Here is a 16,496-nt window from a genome sequence, read left to right as displayed (position 1 = left end):
CCGTCTATATCTCGGATATGGACGGGGTTTTTGTAGTTTTTATGCATAGAATATCTTATAATAGGATGTATAGTTATTAATTAGTGATTTCTTTAAAAGGGGTAAAGCATGACAGTATTATATGAAGAAAAATCTCAGCGCACCAGAAGTGCAGAGTTATTGGTAGTATTTTTTGTGATTTTATTGTTGTGTGCAGCAGCTTATACAACGTATCGCAGTATTCAATTACATACGGTTTTATTAGCTGAGTATTTTATTGAAATCATGGCCATCATTGTTATGGTTAAACAGGCTGTTAGTAGATATACATATATTTTGACAGATACAAAGCTTGTGATTGAAGAGCACTCTATCTTTAGAAATCGTCATTTTGAAGTAGATTATAACATGATTGATGGGGTGTTCAAGTTTGAACGTGAGTTGTTGACAAATATTAAATACCGCTATAAATATAGAAAATGTTCTACCTCTGACCCGCGCCCGATTTGGTCTCTTGTGTATTCTATTGTAGATGGAAATAAAGTTAAAAATGGTCGTTTGCTGTTGAAAGCCGACGATAGATTCTTTGAAATATTAGAAGAGCATGTGCCTGGCCGTATTCGTGTGCCTCAAGCGGATATTGTATTTTATGCAGCGGTGCGAGCTGATGCGGTAAAACATGGGGAAGATGTACAAGAATATTATGAAAGATTAATTTCTTCAAAAGAAGATAAAGGAACAACTATGTAAGGGATGGTAAGTTCTGGGGGATAGGCAGGATAGTTTAGTTATACCAAGAATTTTATGTACAAGTTTTTTAATACGAAGGAGCGTATATGGCTGGATTATATTTGGCGAGTCAATCACCACGTAGAACTGAATTATTAACACAGGTTGGGATTGATCATACTGTTGTATCCAGTACTTATGAGGAATCTAATGAGGGTTACGACAACCCTATTGAAATGGTGAAAGCCCAAGCATTAGGTAAGGCTCGTTGTGCTGTAGGTGTTCCAGACGGAAGTATTGTGTTAGGCGCAGATACTATTGTTGTCCTTGATAATAAAGTATTAGGAAAGCCACATGATGAATCCGATGCACGCCATATGTTGGAGCATTTATCGGGTAGAGCACATTCTGTAATCACTGGAGTCGCGTTACTCATCAAAGGGGAGGAGATAGTTTTTCACAATGAAACAAAAGTATATTTTAAACAATTAGCACCCTTTGAAATTGAGTCTTATATTGCTAGTGGGGAACCGATGGATAAGGCTGGAGCTTATGGCATCCAAGGAAAAGGTGCATTATGGGTAGATAAAATAGAGGGCTCTTATACTAATGTGGTAGGGTTACCAGTTGAACATGTATACGAGGAACTGTGCAAGGCGTTAGGGGCAAAATAGTACTAGCGTATTAGACAGATAGTGATATAATTGGCTGTGCTGTGCTGTGCTGTGCTGTGCTGTGCTGTGCTGTGCTGTGCTGTGCTGTGCTGAATAATTTTTAAGAGAGTAGATGTGTTTATTGTTTGATTTACAAATGGTGTTATCTATTTGAATGGAGAGATTCTATGGAAGTACCAACAGTAAGTGTAAAAGATATGCTACCATTCCAGCGCCCGCGAGAAAAATTTCTCGCCTTAGGCCCTTCACATATGGCGATGGAGGAGTTGTTGGCTATTTTATTGCGTACAGGGGTAAAGGGGCAATCTGCGATTTCTTTGGCAAGTGATATCGTACAATCCTTTGATGATGGCGTATATGGTCTTAACCGAATGACCGTAGATAATCTAACCAAAATCAAGGGTATTGGTAGAGATAAAGCAGTGACGCTATGTGCAGCACTTGAAATGGGTAGGCGTCTAGGGGAGCTTAAGATTAAAGAGACTTATGAAGATTTTTCGCAACCTTTTGTAATAGCTCAATATGTGATGGAACGACTGCGGCACGAAGATGTGGAACATGTGTGGGCTGCCATGCTAACATCTCGAAATAAGCTTATTCAGTTGGAGCATATCTCTAATGGTGGATTGGTATCAAGCCTTGTAGAGCAAAGAGCAGTATTTAAAAAAGCTATAGCATGCAATGCGGCGGCTATTATTCTAATCCATAACCACCCGTCAGGTGATAGTAGACCAAGTGATGAAGATATACGGCTAACGAAAATGTTTGTTAGTGCTGGTCAATTTATGGGGATTCCTGTACTTGATCATATTGTTATAGGGGATAATGAATTTACGAGCCTCAGCGAAATTGGTAAATTGAGCTGAGCCTAAATAAACTGAACAAAGCCAAGTAAGATTATTAAAAGCACTCATTTTGAACTATACCTAATTTTGACGCATGGGTAAGTTCCTATAAATGAGTGCTTTTCCTTATTGTGTATGAGATTATATGTATGAAGTTATGTAATTTTTATGTATGACTTATGAGTACAGGGATTATGCGTTATCTGTGCTTTTAACAAAAGGAAAGGTACTGATATCAATGGAAAAAGTCGCGTTATATATGGTAAAATGGAATGATGATGTAATGAAGGAGAAATTACTATGAGTTCCATTTTACCTACTCTAGGAAAAGATGTAAGTATAGATATTGGTTCCATACAAACGCGCCTCATGGGGGGGACGCGAGGGACTGTTATAAGCGAACCATCGATTATAGCAACTGATACAAAACAAGAAAAAGTAGTAGCCGTTGGTGATGAAGCGGCGCGCCTCGTATTGCGCATGCCCGATATGTGGCGTCCGTTAACGCCTTTAAAGGATGGATTTATCGTTGACTATCGTGTTATGCATACTATGCTTAGCTACTTTCTTAATAAGGTGTCTAATGCGTTGCGTCGAGCCCGCGTTGTCGTAGGGGTTCCTTGTGGCATGACCGATGTTGAGCAACGAGCTATGATGGATGCTGTTATTCAAGCTGGTGCTCGAGAGGTATTCCTCATTGAACGACCTGTGGCAGCTGCTATTGGTTGTGGTGTGCCTATCTTTGAAGCGCAAGGATCTATGGTTATTGACATCGGTGGTGGCACTATTGATATGGGGATTGTTTCTTTAGGTGGTATCGTAGATAGCAAAACAATTCGTTTTGGTGGTTCTGATATTAATAATGCCTTATTGCGCTATGTGCGTGAGTGTTTTGGCGTTATCGTATCTGATGAGACCATATTAGATATTAAGCATACATTAGGTACAGCTATCGCTCCTTTAGAGGATGCAGAGTATGCCTTTCAGGGGCGCGATATGATGAACGGCTTAGGTAGACGTTGTGTGATTCATCAATCTGAAGTGTACCAAGTTGTAAATGAATGTTTGATAGGACTCTTGGATGAGGTTAAGCAAATGATTCGTGCTACGGCACCAGAAATCGTGGCTGATATTATGCAACATGGCATATGGCTTACTGGCGGTACGGCAAGACTATCTGGCTTAGCGGATCGGATTGGTACTGAAGTAGGTGTACCTGTTCACGTTCCTGAAGCACCTGAAACAAAAGTTGTGGTAGGCCTTAATGGGGCCTCATCTGATTTGGTGAGCTTATCGCGTTTTATTGTAAATTCTAAGAATAGAAAGGGCCGAGACTAGCATGATACAGTCAGATAAAAAGTTAATTATCATCGTTGTCATTGGTTGTATCCTAATGGCATTGCTCGGCTTTGCGTGGAAGCAACGGACTAGTATTCCCTTTGTTACGGTTACCCTTGAAGGAATTACAACGCCTTTCTCTTATGGGTCAGCTCGTTTATTAGAGGGCGTCCAAACTAGCTTTACAGTACTTAATAATGCTATTTTCTCTACTATCGAACGTGAAGAGGAAGCATCTCGTAAAGCTACATTGGAACAAAAGGTAGTTAACTACGATGAAGTAGTAGCAGAGAATATTCGCCTTCGTCAGCTTTTAAACTATAAGAGTAGCCATCCAGAATTCTCCATGACCCTAGCAGGTATCATTACAAAGGATTACGGTACTTGGACAAATACTTTCACCATTGATAAAGGGAGTGAAGAAGGTATGGCAGTTAATATGGCTGTTGTTGTACCTAGTGGTGTCGTTGGTTTTATTACAGATGTATATCCGCATTCTGCTCGCGTTCAAACCATTCTTGATCCGCGTAGCGCAATAGGTATCCTTGTACAACGACCTGAATCTCGTTTGTCTGGCGTTGTAAAAGGTAATGGCAATACACCTCGTACACCATCTATGGTAAATATTGCTCGCGATGGTGATGTATTGGTAGGTGATAAGTTGATTACCTCTGGATATGGAGGCATTTATCCGAAAGGTCTACCTGTTGGCAACGTGCAATCTATCGAAAATGATTCGGAAGGATTTGTTAAAAATGCGGTAGTCACACCGAGTGTAGATTTTCATCGTTTAGAAGAAGTTTTTGTGCTTACCTCGTCTTCTCTAAGTGCACCACAAAAACCAGAACTTGAACCTAAACTTGTGCCTCAAACACAACGAGATCAAGTAGAGGGTGCAAAGGGGGCCGTTAAACAATGATGCGTCTAGCTTTAGTTCTCTCTGGATTTTTAATATATTTTATACAAGCGCAATTATTGCCTACTATTTTTCATACAAATTGGTTACCAAACTTAATTTTGACGATAATTGTTATGATTACTTTATTTAAAGGTCGTCGTATGGGGCTGATATCCGCTGTTGTTGGGGGTATCGTACATGATGTATTGATATCTAACTTTTTTGGGCTCCATCTATTCCCTTACGTAATTGTGGTATACCTACTATCTGCCGTAAAGCATCGTATCTATGAAGAACGCTGGTATTGGTCTAGCGGTATAGTAGCTATTTGTACGCTACTAGATGGCGTTATTCGTAGCTTTATGATATTAGCTAGTGGTGGCGATTTGCACTTTGGACTATACTTGTGGCATATGGTATTACCCGTGATGTTCTGGAATGGCTTGTTAGGCGCTATTGTGCATGGTTTGTTATGGCGTAAAGATGATGAACAACAAGGTTATATTTGGTAAGGATTAAGGGGGTGAAAGAGTGCTTGAAGGCCTCTATAAACGAAGAAAAACGAATCGCTTTGATGTACTCTTTTACATTGTAGCCGGCATATTTATAGTCTTGGCATTACGCCTGATGTCGTTGCAAATCTTGTCTGGTGGTTATTACCAAGCTAAGGCAGAAGGCAACCGTTTGCGCATGGTATCCATGACAGCTGCTCGTGGTATTATGTACGATCGAAATGGTCAGATCTTAGTAGGTTCTAGACCGGCATACACTATCTCCATTTTGCCTACGGGGAAGGCTCTAGACGAAGGTGAAGTTGCTAAGTTGGCAACTTTGCTGAAAATTAAACCAGAAGATATTACAAAAAAGGTAAATGATCATAAATATGGTTATGAGCCAATTCGTATTGCTAATGATATTTCTATGGATGTAGTTACAAGCATCGAAGAGCATCGTCATGAATTACCAGGTGTTACCATAGATGTAGAACCACTTCGCTATTATCCATATGAAACGATGGCTTCTCAGCTCTTTGGTTATGTGGGTGAAGTGAGCGAAGAAGAATTAGAAGAGCTAAAACAGCAAGATCCAAATACCCTTATTAGTGGTGGTACTATTTTAGGCCGTTCTGGTCTTGAAAAACTATATGATTCCATCTTGCGTGGTACTGATGGTGGTAAACAGGTAGAGGTTGATGCTACAGGCCGACCGGTTGCGGAGGTAGATAGAAAGCATACAGTGCCTGGATCTAATATCCATTTGACAATAGATGCAAATCTACAAAAGGCTGCTGAAGAAGCTGTTAAGAACCAATTAGAACAGTTGCGTGCCCAAGGCATTCCAGCTCAAGGAGCTGCTGTAGTAGCAATGGATCCAAATACGGGTGCCATTTTGGCCATGGTCAGCGCCCCTGAGTTTAATCCTAACTGGTTTGCGAAAGGGATTACAACGGCACAGTGGAATCAATTGAATAACGATAAGAATCATCCATTTGATAATAAGGTTATTTCTGGTGAATATCCACCAGGTTCTCCGTTCAAGATTATTACAGGTACGGCGGCTTTAGACCTGAAAAAGGTTACCCCTGAAGAAATGATTTTTGATAGTGGTAAACATTGGCTTATCGATAAACGAAATGCAGAAGGTGAAGCATTAGGGTGGCTTAACTTTAATAAAGCTCTTGCAAAATCAGATAATGTTTACTTCTATGAAATGGGCAATCGCGTTGGCATAGAAGGACTTGTAAAATATGCTGGCTACTTTGGTATTGGCGAAAAGACAGGCATCAATCTTGTTGGTGAGGCCTCTGGTAATATGGCAAGTCCTGCTTATAAACGCAAAGTGTATGATGAAGATTGGTATTTAGGTGAAACCTTTGATGCGGCCATAGGTCAGTCTTTTACTTTGGTGACACCATTACAAATGGCTGTTATGCTCAGTGAAGTAGCAAATGGTGGCATTAAATACCGCCCATATGTAGTGAGCCGTATTGATAATAAGGATGGCACGCCAAAAGAAATCTTTGGCCCAGACAAGCTCGGTATCTTACCTGTACCAAAAAATATTATGGATTTTGTTCGCGAAGGCTTGCGTGATGTTACTAATGAAGGTGGTACAGCAGGGGAGTTGTTTAAAGGATTCCCTATTGATGTAGCTGGTAAAACAGGTACTTCAGAGAATGCACATGGCAGAGATCACGGCTGGTTTGTAGCCTATGCACCATATGATAAGCCACAAATTGTAGTGGTTGCACTTGTTGAGCAAGGTAGCTTTGGTGCGGGCTCTGCAGGGCCTATCGTACGAGATATATTGGCTGCGTACTTCAATGTACCAGTGAATAAGAAATCTAATGATACAAATAGTAAGAGCAATAAGGAAACTGCTACGGGGACAAGTATTAATAAAGGGCAAAAACCTCAGAATGCGGTAACTAGTGGACAACCAAGAAAGGATTAGTATGGGCGAGATAATCGGCGTTGTATCCGGTAAGGGGGGCGTAGGTAAGACTACGATTACCGCTTGCTTGGGTTCAGCCTTAAGCAATGCAGGGCATCACGTATTGCTCTGTGATGGAGATTTTGGATTGCGCGATTTAGACCTTGTGTTAGGAGTGGCAAATGAAATTATTTACGACGCATTAGATGCGAGCGAAGATAAAGACTATATGGATGATGCCATCGTATCAATTGCTGAAAACTTAGATTTTCTACCAGCTAGCCAAAGTGCTCGTTGGGAAGATATAGGTCGTAAAAAATATAAAAAATTAGTTCGTCGCCTCTCTGAGACATATGACTATATTTTAATTGATGCTCCTGCTGGTATCGGTAAGGGCATAGAGTCTATTTTAGAATTAGTAAATCGCTGCATCGTGGTGACGCATCCTTTATGGGTGTCCTTACGTAATGGGGCGCGCATGATTCAAGTATGTCAAGAACATAATATTCGTGATTATGCTATTGCTTTTAATGCAGTACCTATCGATGGAGAGAATATCAATTTATATGATATGTTAGAAGTCCTTCGCGCTGAATATGTAGGGGCTATAATCCCTTATGATGAGGATATTTTGACCTATACACAAGATGGTCGTTTGTTAGAATTTGTTTCTAGCGAACTAAAAGCTATGTTAGCACCTCTTGTTGATTATGTAACTACCGGTGAGTGTTGGGAAGACTACGATGTACAAAAGCACTTCGATGCTTATGTAACTAAGAAAAAAACATCGAAGGAGCAAGATAGTACACCAAGTCTTGCAACAGTAGGTGAGTCTATTTTTGAGGATTCTAACAATGTTCATTACATTAATCGTGGCGGTTGGACCACGCAACGCTTATTGGTGCAAGGGAAACAAAGCTTGTGGCGCCGTAGCAAGTTGAAATAGGTGATATGATGTGGCGTAAAATATGGACAGATAGCGATTGGACTATCATCATATGTACTATATTACTTGTCGGAATTGGTCTTACAGCTATTGGTAGTGCTACCCATGTGAATCATGAGGCTATCGGTTTTGGTAGTTTAGTGGTAAAACAACTCGTATTCTTTTTAGCAAATATAGCTGTCGTTATAGGCATGCAATTTCTAGATTACCATCGCCTTAAAGGATGGGGGAATATGATTTATGTGATTACCATGCTTATGTTAATTGCAGTTATGGTAGTTGGTACCTCCGCACTAGGTGCACAGCGTTGGATTCAACTGGGGCCAATTACTATTCAGCCTTCAGAGTTTTCTAAACTATTGATGATTATCTGTATGGCTAAAATGTTAGAACCGCGCATTGGCAAGTTAGATACTTTTAAATCCCTATTGATGCCAGTGTTATATGTAGGGATTCCTATCCTTCTCGTATTCTTACAACCTGACTTGGGGACATCCCTCGTATATATTGCTATATTTGTAGGGATGCTCTTTATATCTGGTATCAAAACTAAGCTTATAAAAATTATTGCGAGTGTGGCTTTACTCTTGATGCCTTTGGGCTGGTTTGTACTGAAAGAATACCAAAAGCAACGTATTCTAGTATTTTTAAATCCAGATATCGATCCCTTTGGTTCTGGCTATCATATTATTCAATCTAAGATTGCCATCGGGTCGGGTATGATTTTTGGTAAAGGTATCTTTAATGGTACTCAAAGTCAGTTGAACTTTTTACCAGAAAATCATACGGACTTTATCTTTTCTGTAATCGGCGAAGAATTTGGCTTTGTAGGATGCATTGTAGTATTGCTATTATTGTTTATGCTTATTTATCGCAGCATTCAAGTAGCATATACCTGCAATGATAATTTCGGTATGTTATTAGCAACGGGTATTGGTACGATGTTTGCCTTTGAAGTGCTCGTAAACGTAGGCATGACGATTGGTATCATGCCTGTAACGGGGATTCCGTTGCCATTCCTTAGCTATGGTGTTAGTGCGCTAACAACTAATATGCTGAGCATTGGCATTTTATTAAATATTGCTAGACAGCGGACAAAATATATATTTTAATATCCTTTCATAGGATTGATTGTGAAAGAAGTCTTTCATTAAAGACGGAGGATGTATGATTCAATTAGATACGTCATGGTTACAACATGTCCAAAAGCCCGCTCGTTACACGGGCGGCGAATACAATAGTATCGTGAAAGATCACAGTACTGTTGATGTAACTATGGCTTTAGGTTTTCCCGATGTGTACGAAGTGGCCATGAGTCATTTGGGCATCAAGATTTTGTATGGTCTCGTAAACCGTCGTGAAGATGCGGTAGCCGAGCGCGTATTTGCACCGTGGCACGATATGGAAGAGGAAATGCGCAAGCGTAATATTCCATTATTTTCCTTAGAAACACGTACGCCTATTAAAGACTTTGATGTGTTAGCATTTACGCTTCAATATGAAATGAGTTTTACTAACATTTTAAATATGCTCGATTTAGCAGGCATTCCTATGTATGCTAAGGAGCGTGATTTAGATTTTCCACTGCTTGTATGCGGTGGCCCTTGTGCGTATAATGTAGAGCCTATTGCTGATTTCTTTGATATCGTATCCCTCGGTGAATCCGAAGAGTGGGGCGATGAATTCATCGACTTATTTAAAGCAGAAAAAGCCAAAGGCTTCCCAGGTGGCAAAGAAGGCTTTTTGCGTAAAGTAGCCCAAATTCCTGGCACATATTGCCCGGCTTTATACGATGTAGAATACACCGAACAAGGCGATTTTAAATCGATTACGCCGCGTTTCGAAGACGTACCTGCAACCGTTGAGAAACGTATTATAGAGGATGTAGAGAATGTATTCTATCCAACAAAGCCTGTTGTACCGTTCCTTGATATAGTGCATGACCGTGCTGTATTGGAGTTATTCCGTGGCTGTACGCGTGGTTGTCGTTTCTGTCAGGCCGGTATGCTCTATCGTCCGGTTCGTGAAAAGACGCCAGAACGTTTGTTACAGATTGCTAAAGATACAATTGCCAATACGGGGTACAATGAAATATCCTTGATGAGTTTGAGCTCTGCGGACTATTCTAAATTGCCTGAACTCGTAGATATGCTCATGGAAGAGTTTAAAGATAAACAAGTTAGCGTTAGCTTACCGTCATTGCGTATCGACAGCTTCTCTATCGATATTGCGAAAAAGGTACAGCAAGTGCGCAAGAGTGGTCTTACCTTTGCGCCTGAAGCAGGTACGCAACGGATGCGTGACGTTATCAATAAGGGCGTTAGTGAAGAAGATTTGTTGGCCGCATGTACTAATGCCTTCAAATCAGGATGGAACACGGTTAAATTGTATTTTATGATGGGGCTTCCTACAGAAACAGACGAAGATTTGGCTGGTATTGCAGATCTTGCGTACAAGGTGCTTGACTTGCACCGTGATATTACAGGCAAACGTAATGGTTCTGTAACGGTGAGCGTATCCTTCTTCGTACCAAAAACACATTCTCCATATCAATGGTATGGTCAAGAAGATGTGGAGGAGATTCATCGTAAACAACGTTACTTGAAGTCTCTCATCAATAATCGTAACATTTCTTATCACTATCATGATGGTTATACTGGCTACATGGAAGCCGCTTTTGCTCGCGGAGATCGTAGACTATCTAAAGTTCTCGTAGAGGCTTGGAAAGCTGGTTGTAAATTTGATGGTTGGACTGAGTTCTTTAACTATGAAGCTTGGTTGAAAGCATTCGCTGACTGCGGATTGGATCCTGCGTATTTTGCACGTCGTACACGAGATTTCGATGAGCCATTGCCTTGGGATCATTTAGATTGTACTGTAAGTAAAGCTTTCTTAAAGCGTGAGTGGGAGCAAGCGGTAGCAGCTAATCTTACAGGCGATTGTCGTCGAGCTCCATGTAAGGGCTGTAATGTATGTCCAGAGCTCAATACAGCTATTATTGACTATAAGGAGGGTGGCAGAGTTGAAAAAGTTACGTTTGGCCTTAAATAAGGGCGAAGAATTACGATTCCTGTCACACCTTGATTATGCTCAAGCTGTAGAGCGGATGATACGTCGAGCAGAAATTAAAATGGCATATTCTGAAGGCTTTAACCCTCATATGAAAATTAGCTTTTCCTCTGCTCTTGCTTTAGGCGTAACGGCAGCGGCTGAATATATCGATATGGATGTGCTTGAAGAGGATAGTTTAGAGTCCATTATGGACCGTTTAAATCGCGTAGCACCTCCAGGACTTGAAGTACTAGACGGTAAAGAAATGCCTGAAAAGGTGAAAAAGATGATGGCCATCTGTAATTTTGCTATCTATGAGGTAACAGGTCCTGTGACAGATGAAAATGCTGATTGGGATGCGTTACTCAAACCTTTTAATGAAGCAACGGAAATTTCTTATGAAAAGGTAACACCTAAGAAAACTCGTACCATTGATGTAAAAGAGTTTGTAAAAGAACCCATCGTAGCCTCCGTTAAGGACGGTATGGTGACCCTTACAATGGGTATCGGCATTTATCCGCAAGGTACTATTAAACCTAGCGAAGTGTGGAATCTAGGTAAGGACCAATATAATTGGCCTATTACAACTAGCTACGAAGTTCACCGTAAAGCAATTATGGTAGAAAATGAAGAAGGCCGTTATACGCCTTTAGAGATTAATTACTAATTATAATTTAGATGACAAAGAAGGGAGGGATAGGATGCATAAAATTTTGGTCAATGTTATGCGCGAAGAAATTCGGATGGCTGTTATAGACGAAGAAGGTCAGCTAGTGGACTTTGTCTTGGAGCGTACCGATGAGTCTCATATGGCAAATCATATGTACAAAGGCACAGTAAAGAATGTATTGAATGGTATGCAAGCGGCCTTTGTTGATATTGGGGGCTCTCAAAATGCGTACTTGAACTTACAACAAGGGAAGGAACAGAAAATTTTGCCACGCTTATCTGTGGGGCAACAAATTCTCGTTCAAGTAGTGAAAGAAGAAATGCTTGGTAAAGGTGCTCGCGTAACTGCTGATGTCAGTTTGGCGGGCCGCTTTATGGTGCTTTTACCGTATTCTGAAGGCATGCATATTTCTAAAAAGATTACTGACGAAGCCTTGCGTGCAAAGTTGCAAGAATTAGCAGCACCTTATGTACAAGAAGGTTGCGGTTTTATTATTCGCACTGCGGCAGCTAAGGCTAGTGCTGATGAAATAGGCCGTGACATGGATTACTTGTGGCGTACATGGCAACATGTGTTGAAGCGCTTTAAGGTGGCTAAGAGCGGTACAGATTTATATAGTGACGCAGATTTCTGGTTCCGTCTTGTGCGGGACTATGCTCATCGCAATGTAGAAGAAATCATCGTCGATTCCGATATGGGTGAAGATCGATTGATGGATCTCTTAGGTCATGGCCCTACATCGCAACAAATTAAAGTAACACGTCATCGCGATAGCACACCTATCTTTAAAGCAAACCATATTGAACCGCAATTAGAAGATCTTATCTCTCGCGATATTAATCTTCCTTCTGGAGGGTCAATCCGTATTGATCATACGGAGGCTCTCACCGTATTTGATGTAAATTCTGCTCATTATACTGGTAAATCTAATAAACTAGAAGATTTAGCTTTTACAGTCAATAAAGAGGCGGCAAAAGAGATCTGTCGTCAATTGCGCTTGCGTGATATCGGTGGTATTATCGTCATCGATTTTATTGATATGAAAGATAAAGAACATCAACAAGAGTTATTAAAATTGTTGGGGGCACAAGCTAAGTTAGATAAAATGAAAACCGTTGTATGCGGCATTAGTTCGCTTGGCCTCGTAGAGATGACGCGAAAACGAGCTCGCCAAGGCTTGCAAACCTTGATGTTTGATACATGCCCTCAATGCGGTGGTACGGGCTATATGTTGTCGGGTCGTACTGTATATATGCAGATTGTGCGTCGCATCCGCGAGTTATTTAAATCAGGACGTATTAAAACGAATCTAGAAATCGAAGTTCATCCGGAGGTGGCTCAGTATTTAACAAAAGCTATTGTCGAGGATTTAGGTGGGTCTATAGGTCGCAAGATTTCTATTGTAGTAAATCCACAAATTAGTCGAGAAGGATATTCCTTGATGGCTATAGCCGAATAAGTAAGTAGTTTGTTTATAGGTGAGTATAGTGTCTATATTTGAAATTGTATTAATTAGTATTGGTCTTGCCATGGATGCTTTTGGCGTATCTATTGGTAAGGGGCTGACAATGCCTGTAGGTGAGAATAGTCGGAAGGTCACTTTGGCCTTTCTCTTTGGCTTGTTTCAGTTCCTAATGCCCCTCATCGGTTGGCTCATAGGACGTCAATTTATCGATGTCATATCTGATTGGGATCACTGGATTATCTTTGGTCTTCTTGGCTATTTAGGTATCGCTATGATTCGAGAAGGGCTTAGCGATGATGATGAAGAGGACGATGATAAGCAATTTTTAGGTGTCTGGGAGATGGTGATGCTCTCCGTAGCAACCAGTCTCGATGCGATGGCTGTAGGGTTGACCTTTGCGTTCTTACCTATTAATGTATGGGAAGCTTCTACCATGATTGGTATTATTACCTTTGGCATTTCTTTAATTGGTGTGTACTTAGGTAAATTTATGGTCCAATTTGTTGGAAAATATGCAGATATAGTTGGTGGAGGTGTATTAATTCTCATCGGTACAAAGATACTCTTACAGCACCTTGGAATTATCGGAGAATTTTAAAGCTCTGTATATATAAGTGTTAAAAACTAGGCGAATTCTGTAGTTTTTGGTTTGACATGATAGTGTAAATAGTATATACTATATCAGTATTAGTTCGGTTTTCTGAACTTTGCAATCCGCGTGAAGCAGGTTTAAACGCCCGACCGAAGTTCGGGTCGGGATACCGAATTCAGCGAGTTCGATAACAAGGAGGTGTTCTCATGTACGCAATTATTAAAACTGGTGGTAAACAATATCGCGTTGCTGAAGGCGATGTAATTACTATCGAAAAATTGGAAGCAGCTGCTAACGATTCCGTTACATTCGAAGAAGTTTTGACTGTAGTGAATGACGGCGACGTTAAAGTTGGCGCTCCTCTTGTAAACGGTGCAAAAGTTACAGGTACAGTTCTTGAGCATGGTAAAGGTAAAAAGATTTTAGTATTCAAATACAAAGCTAAATCCAACTACCGTCGTCGTCAAGGCCATCGTCAACCGTTCACAAAAGTTCGTATTGAATCTATCCAAGCTTAATTATGGTTTCCATTGGAATCCAGCGGAATAGTGATGGTCAAGTTATTGGTTGTCATATGTCCGGTCATGCAGGATATGATGAACATGGCTTCGATATCGTATGTGCTGCAGTGTCTGCCTTATCGGCAACGGCGATGTTAGGCCTCACCCAAATTGCTCAACAAGAAGGTGAGTATACGAATAGCGAAGGTCAATGTGATATAGTTCTCTCTGGTACGATTAATCAGAGTGGACAGGATATTCTGGGGACTATGCTTCTCGGTTTAGAGGAAATTAGCCGTCAATATCCAGAGTTTGTCCAAATTCACGAAATATAGGAGGTGAACTTAATGTTTACTTTTGATTTGCAATTGTTCGCACATAAAAAAGGTGTGTCCAGTACTCGTAATGGTCGTGATAGTGAATCTAAACGTCTTGGTGTTAAATGCCATGATGGTTCCATCGTAAAGAGCGGTAACATCATCGTTCGTCAACGTGGTACTCACTTCCACCCTGGTACTAATGTAGGTATCGGTAAAGATGACACTTTATTCGCACTTGTGCCTGGTAAAGTAGCATTTGAACGTGCTGGTCGTTATAACCGTAAAGTTAGCGTATACCCTGTAGAAGCTTAATTTTACAAGACTATTAATCCCTAGTGGTTTCCACTAGGGATTTTTTATTGTTTATTATGGTGTAAGTTGTATTGGTATAATATAATATAATTTAAAGTGATTATTAAATATATCATAGAGTCTTGAAATATGATCGGAGGCATTATGGCACTATTAGAGTTATCTAATATATCCTATGTTGTAAACGAAAAGTCTATTATCCGTGATGTGTCTCTATCTGTACATGAAGGAGAGTATCTCACTGTTGTAGGCCCTTCTGGTAGTGGTAAAAGTACACTTTTAAAATTATGCAGTGATTTGATTAGTCCTACCTCAGGGATTATTACTTATAATGGACGTGATTTAACCACTATAGATCCAGAAAGTTATCGAAAAGAGGTAGGTTATTGCTTTCAAAGACCTTACTTGTTTGCAAAAACGGTGCGTCGTAATATTTTGTTCCCTTATGATATTCGAGGTATGGAACCTGATATGATTCGTATCAAATATCTTTTCGATTTACTTCATATGCCTATTGAATATCTTGAGCGCCATAATGATGAACTATCTGGTGGAGAAATGCAACGGATTTGTCTCATTCGAAGCCTTATCTTTGAACCTAAAGTATTGCTTTTAGATGAGGTTACCTCTGCATTAGATGCTGTTAACACGGCTATCGTGGAACAGGTAATCGATGAACTTCATAATAATGGGATGACCATCATAGCAATAACACATAGTGAGGAACAAAGCTTACGTAAGGCTAATCGCCGCATTACAATTGTAGATGGATCATTAGCTAAAGAGGAGGTATTACGGTGAGTCAATTTCATGCTATTTCAGCCATGTCATTATGTCTTGCATCTATATTAGTTATTATAAGTATGTTTATGTCCTATCGGCAGGAGTTGAAGTTAGAGAAAGATATTTTTATAAGTGCTTTACGAGCTACCATACAGTTATTTGCCATAGGCTTTATTTTAGCTTATATTTTTAGTACTGAAAGTCCTATATTCATAATCGGATTATTAGGTTTTATGGCTATTAATGCAGCCTATAATTCTTCTAAACGCGGTAAGGGAATACCATATGCATTGTGGATTTCTTGGTTTGCCATAACCGTAGGTGCAAGCATTACATTATCGATTTTGCTTCTAACAGGTGTGCTTAACTTTACTGCTTATCAGGTGATTCCTGTTGGAGGGATGGTTATTAGTGGAGCTATGGTGGCAATTGGCCTTTGTTATCGACAAATGCTATCAAATTTTGAGTTACGCCAACAAGAGGTGGAAATTAAACTAGCGTTAGGAAGTACGCCTAAGCAAGCGTCAAAAGCCATCGTGCGAGATGTTATAAAGACTGGATTGCAACCTACTGTAGATAGCGCTAAGACTTTAGGAATCGTGGCTTTACCAGGAATGATGACAGGTCTAATCTTAGCGGGAATGCCTCCACTTGAAGCTGTAAAATATCAAATGATCGTGACATTTATGAGTTTATCTACTATATCGATTGCTTGCTTTATTACTTGTCAATTAGCGTATAGAGCATTTTTTAATAATAGGAATCAATTAAATAGGTAAATTTAGTACTTTAAATATATTTTATTGTACATCAAATCAGAATATTTACTCATAACTTAGAGTAGTAGCCTTAAGGTTACTGCTCTTTTTTTATAGAAATAATGTTTATATATGATTATAGGAATAAAAATTGTTGGATATAATTCTGTATAGTTATAAAGATTTACTTATTTTGTTTTTAA

Annotated in this window: 18 protein-coding genes; all 18 read left to right on the top strand. The window is 39.9% G+C overall.

Translation table 11 applies throughout. The annotated features are described in order from the left end of the window. Positions 1 to 108 precede the first annotated feature (108 nt). A complete protein-coding gene (locus DW000_RS05080) occupies positions 109 to 729 on the top strand; it encodes a hypothetical protein (protein ID WP_105086664.1) in 621 nt (206 codons plus the stop codon). Positions 730 to 815: 86 nt separating this feature from the next. Further along, positions 816 to 1,382, top strand: coding sequence for a Maf family protein (locus DW000_RS05075; RefSeq protein WP_004698546.1), 567 nt, complete (start codon positions 816 to 818; stop codon positions 1,380 to 1,382). Positions 1,383 to 1,549: 167 nt separating this feature from the next. Further along, positions 1,550 to 2,248 carry a DNA repair protein RadC gene (gene radC / locus DW000_RS05070; protein ID WP_004696456.1) on the top strand — a complete coding sequence of 233 codons (699 nt, stop codon included), beginning with the start codon at positions 1,550 to 1,552 and terminating at the stop codon, positions 2,246 to 2,248. Positions 2,249 to 2,527: 279 nt separating this feature from the next. Further along, complete coding sequence (locus tag DW000_RS05065) at positions 2,528 to 3,565, top strand: rod shape-determining protein (protein ID WP_004698656.1); 1,038 nt, start codon at positions 2,528 to 2,530, stop codon at positions 3,563 to 3,565. 1 nt (position 3,566) lies between these two features. After that, positions 3,567 to 4,484 carry a rod shape-determining protein MreC gene (gene mreC, locus DW000_RS05060; protein WP_004698531.1) on the top strand — a complete coding sequence of 306 codons (918 nt, stop codon included), beginning with the start codon at positions 3,567 to 3,569 and terminating at the stop codon, positions 4,482 to 4,484. After that, positions 4,481 to 4,975, top strand: a complete 495-nt coding sequence (gene mreD, locus DW000_RS05055) for a rod shape-determining protein MreD (RefSeq protein ID WP_008714280.1) — start codon at positions 4,481 to 4,483, stop codon at positions 4,973 to 4,975. The genes mreC and mreD overlap by 4 nt, the downstream gene beginning before the upstream one ends. Before the next feature lie 19 nt (positions 4,976 to 4,994). After that, entirely contained in the window at positions 4,995 to 6,917 is a 1,923-nt protein-coding gene (mrdA, locus tag DW000_RS05050) for a penicillin-binding protein 2 (RefSeq protein ID WP_120055425.1), read from the top strand. Between the two features lies 1 nt (position 6,918). Continuing rightward, positions 6,919 to 7,842: a P-loop NTPase gene (locus DW000_RS05045; RefSeq protein ID WP_105086663.1), complete on the top strand. Its 924-nt coding sequence runs from the start codon at positions 6,919 to 6,921 to the stop codon at positions 7,840 to 7,842. A gap of 8 nt (positions 7,843 to 7,850) precedes the next feature. Continuing rightward, positions 7,851 to 8,954 carry a rod shape-determining protein RodA gene (gene rodA / locus DW000_RS05040; RefSeq protein WP_083791376.1) on the top strand — a complete coding sequence of 368 codons (1,104 nt, stop codon included), beginning with the start codon at positions 7,851 to 7,853 and terminating at the stop codon, positions 8,952 to 8,954. 55 nt (positions 8,955 to 9,009) lie between these two features. Continuing rightward, positions 9,010 to 10,893: a TIGR03960 family B12-binding radical SAM protein gene (locus DW000_RS05035; protein WP_004698741.1), complete on the top strand. Its 1,884-nt coding sequence runs from the start codon at positions 9,010 to 9,012 to the stop codon at positions 10,891 to 10,893. Then, entirely contained in the window at positions 10,865 to 11,560 is a 696-nt protein-coding gene (locus tag DW000_RS05030; RefSeq protein WP_120055423.1) for a TIGR03936 family radical SAM-associated protein, read from the top strand. Before DW000_RS05035 ends, DW000_RS05030 begins: the two co-directional genes overlap by 29 nt. Before the next feature lie 34 nt (positions 11,561 to 11,594). Further along, positions 11,595 to 13,022: an Rne/Rng family ribonuclease gene (locus tag DW000_RS05025; protein WP_105086661.1), complete on the top strand. Its 1,428-nt coding sequence runs from the start codon at positions 11,595 to 11,597 to the stop codon at positions 13,020 to 13,022. 28 nt (positions 13,023 to 13,050) lie between these two features. Beyond that, entirely contained in the window at positions 13,051 to 13,626 is a 576-nt protein-coding gene (locus DW000_RS05020) for a manganese efflux pump MntP family protein (protein WP_120055421.1), read from the top strand. A gap of 200 nt (positions 13,627 to 13,826) precedes the next feature. Beyond that, positions 13,827 to 14,138 carry a 50S ribosomal protein L21 gene (gene rplU / locus DW000_RS05015; protein ID WP_105086659.1) on the top strand — a complete coding sequence of 104 codons (312 nt, stop codon included), beginning with the start codon at positions 13,827 to 13,829 and terminating at the stop codon, positions 14,136 to 14,138. 2 nt (positions 14,139 to 14,140) lie between these two features. After that, positions 14,141 to 14,455, top strand: a complete 315-nt coding sequence (locus tag DW000_RS05010) for a ribosomal-processing cysteine protease Prp (protein ID WP_004698521.1) — start codon at positions 14,141 to 14,143, stop codon at positions 14,453 to 14,455. Between the two features lie 12 nt (positions 14,456 to 14,467). Further along, on the top strand, positions 14,468 to 14,752 hold the full coding sequence (gene rpmA / locus DW000_RS05005) for a 50S ribosomal protein L27 (protein ID WP_004696430.1): 285 nt from the start codon (positions 14,468 to 14,470) through the stop codon (positions 14,750 to 14,752). A gap of 144 nt (positions 14,753 to 14,896) precedes the next feature. After that, positions 14,897 to 15,553: an ATP-binding cassette domain-containing protein gene (locus DW000_RS05000; RefSeq protein ID WP_119563216.1), complete on the top strand. Its 657-nt coding sequence runs from the start codon at positions 14,897 to 14,899 to the stop codon at positions 15,551 to 15,553. Next, complete coding sequence (gene fetB / locus DW000_RS04995) at positions 15,550 to 16,314, top strand: iron export ABC transporter permease subunit FetB (protein WP_004698663.1); 765 nt, start codon at positions 15,550 to 15,552, stop codon at positions 16,312 to 16,314. Before DW000_RS05000 ends, fetB begins: the two co-directional genes overlap by 4 nt. The last annotated feature ends 182 nt before the right edge of the window (positions 16,315 to 16,496 follow it).

The organism is Veillonella sp. AF36-20BH (assembly GCF_003602765.1).
Classification (GTDB): domain Bacteria; phylum Bacillota; class Negativicutes; order Veillonellales; family Veillonellaceae; genus Veillonella; species Veillonella hominis.
Note: the sequence above shows the minus strand (reverse complement) of the source record. Positions and strands in the feature narration are given on the sequence as shown.